This is a genomic window from Sphingomonas bacterium (genome assembly GCF_028289855.1).
Classification (GTDB): domain Bacteria; phylum Pseudomonadota; class Alphaproteobacteria; order Sphingomonadales; family Sphingomonadaceae; genus Sphingomonas.
This window is the reverse complement of record NZ_JAQGKZ010000145.1, coordinates 1-6,791: the sequence shown is the minus strand read 5'-3', so window position 1 is coordinate 6,791 and position 6,791 is coordinate 1. Positions and strand designations below refer to the sequence as shown.

The window sequence follows — 6,791 nt, the reverse complement described above, 5'->3', positions numbered from 1 at the left end:
ACCGGCAAGCAACAGGCGGCGCAAGGTTCGATCGAAGAGGCCGTCGCGCGGCTCAAGGCCGCGACCGACCTGCCCGTCGCGGTCGGCTTCGGCATCCGCACCCCCGAACAAGCCGCTGCCATCGCTCGTGTCGCCGACGGAGTCGTGGTCGGCTCGGCGATCGTCGAATTGGTGGGGCAGCACGGCAAGGATGCGGCCGAGCCGGTTCGCGCCTATATCGAAAGCTTGTCGAGCGCGGTGCGCGCCGCGAGGAAGGAAATAGCATGAGCTGGCTAACGAGCGTCCGCAACGCGCTCTCCTACGTCATTCCGAAGAAGGAAGGCCCCGACAACCTCTGGCACAAGTGCAAGGGGTGCGGGCAGATGGTGTTCGCCAAGGAATTGGAGGACAATCTCTACGTCTGTCCCAATTGCGCGTACCACGAACGGATCGGCCCGACCGTCCGCTTCGCGCAGATTTTCGACGAAGACAGCTATGAGCAACTCGCCCCCCCCAAGGTGCCCGACGATCCGCTCAAATTCCGCGACCAGAAGCGTTACACCGACCGCATCAAGGCGGCGCGCGCCGCGACCGGCGAAAGCGACGCGCTGATCAACGCAACCGGCACGATCGACGGGCGCAAGGCAGTCGTGGGCGTGCAGGACTTCGCCTTCATGGGCGGATCGATGGGGCTGGCGGTCGGCGAAGCGTTCGTGCGCGGGGTCGAAACCGCTATCGAGGAACAAGCGCCCTATATCATCTTCACCGCGGCCGGCGGCGCGCGGATGCAGGAGGGCATTTTGAGCCTGATGCAAATGCCGCGCGCGACGGTGGCGATCGAGATGCTCCACGATGCCGGGCTCCCCTACATCGTCGTGCTGACCGACCCGACCACCGGCGGCGTCACCGCGAGCTATGCAATGCTCGGCGACGTCCAGATCGCCGAGCCCGGCGCGTTGATCGGGTTCGCCGGCCAGCGCGTAATCGAGCAGACGATCCGCGAAAAGCTGCCCGAGGGGTTCCAGCGCGCGGAGTATCTGCTCGACCACGGCATGCTCGACATGGTCGTGCCGCGCGCGGAGCTGAAGGCGACGCTGGCGAGCGTGGTGGCGTACTTGTGCGAGCGGCGGAAGGCGGCGTAGCGCCGTCGGGACTAAAGATTCCGTTCGTGTCGAGCGAAGTCGAGAAACGGTTTAGGGAGCGCACGGTGTCTCGACTTCGCTCGACACGAACGGTTTCAATAGCCGTCTCGATCTCCGCATTGCTTCGCTGATGCCCGACCACGCCTCCTCGACCGACCCCTCCGTGCAGCGCCAGCTAGACCGCCTCTGGGCATTGTCGCCGGGCGCCGACATCCTTGGCCTCGAACGCATCGCCGACCTCCTCGCGCGCATCGGCAACCCGCACGAGCACCTGCCCCCCGTCCTCCACGTCGCGGGCACCAACGGCAAGGGATCGACCTGCGCCTTCCTGCGCGCCGCGATCGGGGCGGCGGGATATAAGACGCACGTCTATTCGAGCCCGCACCTCGTCCGCTTCAACGAACGTATCCGGCTCGCCGGCACACTGATCGACGACGCGCAACTCGCGCCCTTGCTGGAGGAAGTGCTCGATGCCGGGGGCGATATAGGCGCGAGCTTCTTCGAGGTGACGACCGCCGTCGCCTTCCTCGCTTTCTCGCGCACGCCCGCCGACGCCTGCATCGTCGAGGTCGGCCTTGGCGGGCGGCTCGACGCGACCAATGTCATCGCCGAACCGATCGTCACCGGCATTGCGCAGCTTGGGATCGATCACGAACGCTTCCTCGGTAGCGACATCGAAGGCATCGCGGCCGAAAAGGCCGGGATCGCCAAACCGCACGTCCCGCTCGTCACCATGCGCTATCCGGCCAAGATCGAGGCGCGGATCGCGAGCGTAGCGCGTACCGCCGGCGCCCCGATCGCGGCCGAGGGCGGGCATTGGTTCTGGTCGGCCGATGAAACCCACGTCACTTATCGCGATGCGGCGGGGCGAGTAGTGACCCCGCTCCCCCACCTCGCCGGATCGCATCAGCAAGCCAATCTGGCGCTGGCCATCGCAATGCTGCGGCATCAACGTGTGCTGACGATCCCGCCTGAGGCGTACGTCGCAGCGGCGGAGCACGCGACATGGCCCGCCCGGCTGCAGCGGCTCGGCCCTGGCCCGCTCACCGCGAAGCTGCCGGGCCGCACAGTGCTGATCGATGGTGGCCACAACGCCGATGCCGCACAAGCGATCGCGGCGTCGCTGGCGGGATCGGCGCCGATCGACATGGTGTTCGGCCTGATGAGCACGCGCAAGATCGCCGATGTCCTCGGCCCGCTGGCTCCGCTGGTGCGGGTCGCGCATGCCGTTCCGCTAATCGGCCATGAGCATCACGATCCGCGCGATATTGCCGCTTTCGCCCAGGCACACGCCATGCCGCGCCATTGCTATCCCGCGTTCAGCCTCGGCGAAGCGATCGACCGATTGGCGGCTAATGGGGAAGGAGCACCGACCGTGCTGATCGCCGGCTCGCTCTATCTTGCCGGCGAAGCGCTCGCAGCAAACGACGAACTGCCGAGTTAAATCTACTATTGCGATTGACTATCAATAGCAGATTATCGAGAATGGTGTTCCACGACGGAGTCACCACCTTGACCACGCTCCCCGCCCCCTCGCCAGCCTCCACACCGACGGCATTGCCGCACCCATTGCCGGCCGTTGCCGGTGCGCGCCTGTTATTGATCGCGATCCGCCGGATGGGTGCGCACGGGTTGAATGATGCGCATGTCGCGCAAACCTTCATCGCCGCCTTTGGCCAGGGTTTTCGTCGTCCGCTGGTCCTCGCCCGATCGTTCATGGCCGAACTCGCCGCCACAGCGACGACAACGATCGCGATCGCGCCATGCTGTTGCGCGAGGATGACGTGGGCGGAAGGCGCGTTGATCGACGCGGTCGGAAATGCGGAGCGTCGCCCCGATACCGCGCGCCTGCTGCTCGCCGACCTGATGGCGGAGCGCCGTGCCGACGCGATCACGGCTAGCGCCGCGGCGCTGTCGGTGGCGTTCGCCGATCTGGGGCTGCCGATCGGCGGCTAGCCGCGCAGTTCCTTCAATTTGTCGATTGCCCAGCGGTACATCTCGGCATCGGCGCGGCGCTGGTAGCTGTCGAGCCGCTTCATCCGGTCCTCGACCTCCTCCAGCACGCCCAGCGCCTCGCGCTTTCGTCCCATGTCGAGCAGCAACGCGGCATAGCGGCAGCGCGCTTCCTCGCCAGGCATCCGCGTGACGATATCCTGATAGATCGCCAGCGCCTCGTCCTGGCGACCCACGTGATCGTAGAGCCGCGCGCGCAACAGGCTGAGTTTGTCGCGTTCGCTTTGCCCGGTCGGCTGCTTGATGCCGTCGACGATTTCCAACGCGGCATCGACCTCATCGTTCTCGAACAACGCGTTGGCTAACTTGGTCTCGGTGCGCGGGTCGGGTAGCGGCTGGGCGTCGATCGCCTCGCGATAGAGCGGGATCGCCTCACCCGGCCGCCGCACCGCGGCCAGCGCATCGCCCAGCCGGATACGGTTGGCGATCGTGTCGGCGAGCCCCAACGCGTCGCGCGCCGACCGCACCTCGCGCTCCGGGTCGATCGCCTTCGCCGCCTGTGCGCGCATCACGCGGACGTGGCGGTTGCCCTGCATCCCCGGCAGTACTTCGACGACGAAATAAGCGAGACAGCCGACGACCGGAAAGAAGACGATCGGCCAGATCCAGAACTGGTTGCGGCCCAGCCGGATGCAATGGACCACGCACGCCACCTGGCAGAAGATCGACCCGCCGTAGAGAATCAGTGGCAGCATCAGCCAGGCTCGCCGGTATGCCCCGGCTCGGCCACGACGGGAATGCGCGACGTGCGCCACCATTCGAGCAGCACGAACACGATGGCGATCACTCCGGCCAGCGACAGCCAGCGGAAGACGTTGCCGTAACCATAGAGCGGGATCGCCTCCCCTACCGGCGCGCGCATCAACGCGCCGACCAGGAAGGTCATCGACGACAGTACTGAATATTGGACCGCAGCGAACTTCTTGCTCACGACGCCGGACACGAACGCGACGAGTGCCGCACCGGCGATCCCGGTCGAAATATTCTCGTAACAGATCGCGAGCAGCAACCGCGCCATACGCAGGTCGCTGCCGAACGCCTGCGCCAGCAAGTCGAGCCGCGTCGCGTGGAGAACCATGTCAATATAGGGCGACCCGTCGGCGAGATCGGCGAACACGAAATTGCCGAAGATCGGCAGCAGCGCACCGATCAACACCGTGCGGAAACGCCCGATCTTGAGGAACAGATACCCGCCGATGCTGACCCCGACGATCGACATGATGATGCCGAAAATCTTCGACGCGAACGCGACCTCGTCCTTCGAATAATGCATGTAATCAAGGTAGAATGGGTACGCGAACGACGCCCAGACGTTGTAGCACAAGGCGTAGGTCAGGATCAGTGCGATCACCAGCACGACGCCCCAGCGCAACCGTTCGGCGAGGTCGGCTAGCGGCGCGATCAGCGCGCCGTAGAGGTGGTTGGCAGCCGTTCGCGCACTCGAATGAGTCGTATCCTCGACCGACTGCACGCCTTCCCCGCGCGCCTTCATTCGATTGAGCACGGCCGCCACGACCAGCGGCACGAACACCGTCGCCGCGACGATGATCACGCCGTAAGTCTTGAGGAAATCGCCCGCCGATGGCCGGATCGCGCCGACCGGCACCTCGCCGAGCATGCTGACCATGAACATGATCAGTGTGACGATCGCCCAGGTCCAGCTCGCCCCGACGATCAGCAACGCGATAGCCCTAATGCGCGGGTTGATCTCGCCCGGCTGCGCCAGCGCACTGACCGGCGCGCTCGGCGGCCGGTCGGTATCGGGCGCCCCGAGCCCCAGCACGAGCACGACACCCATCAATACCGCCATGACGAGGTAGACGGTGGGCCACGACATCCGCGCCGCGAGGTACAGCGCCACCGCACCGCCGACGATGCTCGCGCTGCGCCCGCCCAATTGGTAAACCGACGACAGCAATTCGACCGGCGTTTTCTCGTCGGCGACGTCGATCCGCCAGCCGTCGATCGCGATATCCTGCGTCGCGGACGCGAGCGCTCCGATGAACGCGAAGATCGCGAACCGGCCGATATCGGTCACCGGGTCGGTCATCACGATCGCGATCAGGCTGAGGATCATCAGCACCTGGCACGACACGATCCAGCTCTTGCGCCGCCCCAGCGCGCCGATGACGGGCAGTTGCACGCGATCGACCAGCGGCGACCACAGGAACTTGAAGGCATAGGTCAGCCCGATCCACGACAGCACGCCGATCGTCGCGAGCTTGATTCCGACCTCACCCAGCCATGCCGTCAGCGTGCCGACGAGCAATGCGGCGGGCAGTCCCGACGAAAAGCCGAACACCAGCATCGACGCCGACTTGCGCGTACGGATCGCGGCGGCGAACACCTTCAGGCCCTTTGGCCGTACTGCCGCGGCGGTGTCGCTCATTCAGGCTTGCTCCCCACTTCTTATCGGCAGACACTAGCCGCAAATACGGGGAGAGGAAGCCATGAACGTGGCGACCGGGATCGCGCCGACGCCGGGGCAACTCGCGCTGGCGAAAAAACTGGCAGACGGCGGCGAGCGACGCGAGGTAAAGGTCACGCATGTCGCCGCGTCGGCCTATACCGATCCCGTGCGATTTGGGGTGGAGTGCGAACGGCTGTTCGGCACACGACCGTTGGTCATCGCACCGTCGGCGTTGCTGCCGGAACCGGGGATGGCCGTGCCGCATGACGGCTATGGCAAGCCGCTGCTCGTCACGCGTGACCGCGATGGGGTGGCGCACGTCTTCCTCAACGTCTGCCAGCACCGCGGCACGCGCTTGGTCGAAGGCGGCGAAACGGTGTGCGCGGCGAAACTGGTATGCCCGTATCACGCCTGGACCTACGGCCTCGACGGCAAGCTGCTCGCTTTGCCGCGCGCCGATGCTTTTCCCGGTCTCGACAAGGGCACGCTGGGCCTCAGGCGTCTGCCGACGCGCGAGGCGGGCGGGCTGATCTGGTTTGCGTTCGACGAGGAAGCCGACTTTGCCGAGCCTGACACGCTGGGCCACGACTTCGACGCCTTCGACCTTTCCGGGCAGCACCTGTTCAAGCGGCGCACGCACGATGTCGCGGCGAACTGGAAGCTGATCATGGACGCGTTCCTGGAAAGCTATCACGTCCAGCGGCTCCACGCCGCGACAATCGGGCCGTTCTTCAAGGACGGCGTCGCGTCGGGCGATTTCATCGGCTCGCACCAGCGCTCGGCCGTCGGGCGCGATGTCGAAGCCATAGAATGCGCGGCCGAAGACTGGCCGACGCTGCGCCGCGCGATCACCTATACCTACCAGATGTTTCCCGCGACGATCCTGATCGTCAGCCCCGATTACATGAACCTGATGACGCTGATGCCGCGCGGGGTCGACCGCGTGCTGGTCGAGGATTTCATGCTGATTCCCGAGCCGCCGGTGACCGAGAAGGCGCTGGCGCATTGGGAGAAGAGCTGGAACCTGCTCGACGGCGGCGTGTTCGGCGCGGAGGATTTCCGCGCGGCGGCGTTGGGTCAGGAAGGGCTGATGTCGGGCGCGATCGACCGGCTGACGCTCGGCGGGCTCGAGGGCGGGATCAAGGTGTTCCACGATGCCGTCGATGCGGCTTTGGCCAAGTAGCCACCACCGTCATGCTGAACTTGTTGCAGCATCCATCGCGCCGCAAGGAATGACGGCGCTGGCG

Annotated in this window: 7 protein-coding genes; 5 read left to right on the top strand and 2 right to left on the bottom strand. The window is 65.7% G+C overall.

Features of this window, described 5'->3' with window-relative positions; translation table 11 throughout:
• The 4 genes from JWM94_RS16070 to JWM94_RS16055 form a co-directional block, all read left to right on the top strand.
• Window positions 1–267 (top strand): geranylgeranylglyceryl/heptaprenylglyceryl phosphate synthase (locus JWM94_RS16070; protein ID WP_299429260.1); only part of this gene is annotated, 267 nt, incomplete at its 5' end.
• Window positions 264–1,121, top strand: coding sequence for an acetyl-CoA carboxylase, carboxyltransferase subunit beta (gene accD, locus JWM94_RS16065; RefSeq protein WP_299429258.1), 858 nt, complete (start codon window positions 264–266; stop codon window positions 1,119–1,121). The genes JWM94_RS16070 and accD, both read left to right, overlap by 4 nt.
• 130 nt (window positions 1,122–1,251) lie before the next feature.
• A complete protein-coding gene (locus JWM94_RS16060) occupies window positions 1,252–2,565 on the top strand; it encodes a folylpolyglutamate synthase/dihydrofolate synthase family protein (RefSeq protein ID WP_299429257.1) in 1,314 nt (437 codons plus the stop codon).
• Window positions 2,566–2,633: 68 nt separating this feature from the next.
• Window positions 2,634–3,077 (top strand): DUF6628 family protein, encoded by a 444-nt coding sequence (locus JWM94_RS16055; protein WP_299429255.1) that lies wholly within the window; start codon window positions 2,634–2,636, stop codon window positions 3,075–3,077.
• Here the strand turns inward: JWM94_RS16055 and JWM94_RS16050 are convergent.
• On the bottom strand, window positions 3,074–3,829 hold the full coding sequence (locus JWM94_RS16050; protein WP_299429253.1) for a tetratricopeptide repeat protein: 756 nt from the start codon (window positions 3,827–3,829) through the stop codon (window positions 3,074–3,076). The genes JWM94_RS16055 and JWM94_RS16050 overlap by 4 nt on opposite strands.
• Window positions 3,829–5,523: an MFS transporter gene (locus JWM94_RS16045; RefSeq protein WP_299429250.1), complete on the bottom strand. Its 1,695-nt coding sequence runs from the start codon at window positions 5,521–5,523 to the stop codon at window positions 3,829–3,831. The genes JWM94_RS16050 and JWM94_RS16045 overlap by 1 nt, the downstream gene beginning before the upstream one ends.
• A gap of 61 nt (window positions 5,524–5,584) precedes the next feature.
• On the opposite strand from JWM94_RS16045, the gene JWM94_RS16040 reads away from it, so the two are divergent.
• Entirely contained in the window at window positions 5,585–6,727 is a 1,143-nt protein-coding gene (locus JWM94_RS16040; protein WP_299429248.1) for an aromatic ring-hydroxylating dioxygenase subunit alpha, read from the top strand.
• Window positions 6,728–6,791: the final 64 nt, after the last annotated feature.

Excerpts from the sequence above, each read along its gene's own strand:
- JWM94_RS16040 (WP_299429248.1), top strand. The coding sequence starts at position 5,585 with ATGAACGTGGCGACCGGGATCGCGCCGACGCCGGGGCAACTCGCGCTG.
- JWM94_RS16050 (WP_299429253.1), bottom strand. The coding sequence starts at position 3,829 with ATGCTGCCACTGATTCTCTACGGCGGGTCGATCTTCTGCCAGGTGGCG.
- accD (WP_299429258.1), top strand. The coding sequence starts at position 264 with ATGAGCTGGCTAACGAGCGTCCGCAACGCGCTCTCCTACGTCATTCCG.
- JWM94_RS16045 (WP_299429250.1), bottom strand. The coding sequence starts at position 5,523 with ATGAGCGACACCGCCGCGGCAGTACGGCCAAAGGGCCTGAAGGTGTTC.
- JWM94_RS16060 (WP_299429257.1), top strand. The coding sequence starts at position 1,252 with ATGCCCGACCACGCCTCCTCGACCGACCCCTCCGTGCAGCGCCAGCTA.